We start from the raw sequence: 260 nt of genomic DNA, 5'->3' as shown, positions 1-260 counted from the left end.
CTACCACACCAACCTGGACGACGCCCGGGAACTGGCAGAGCTGATGTACAACCTGTCCAAGCTGAAAATCCCCACGCTGGCGGTGGTACAAGGCGCCGCCTACGGTGGCGCGCTGGGCCTGATCAGTTGCTGTGACATGGCCATCGGCGCCGATGATGCGCAGTTCTGCCTGTCGGAAGTGCGTATCGGCCTGGCACCGGCGGTGATCAGCCCGTTCGTGGTGCAGGCCATCGGCGAACGCGCTGCCCGTCGCTATGCAC

General features: G+C 64.6%; 1 protein-coding gene. It reads left to right on the top strand.

Annotated features, from left to right (window positions below; all coding sequences use genetic code 11):
* On the top strand, nucleotides 1–260 hold a 260-nt coding region (locus AAEY88_RS14215; RefSeq protein WP_350563430.1), incomplete at both ends, for an enoyl-CoA hydratase-related protein.

It is taken from the genome of Psychrobacter sp. CAL346-MNA-CIBAN-0220 (assembly GCF_040309805.1).
GTDB lineage: Bacteria > Pseudomonadota > Gammaproteobacteria > Pseudomonadales > Moraxellaceae > Psychrobacter.
The sequence above is the reverse complement of the archived record's forward strand: the minus strand, read 5'-3'. Positions and strand labels throughout refer to the sequence as shown.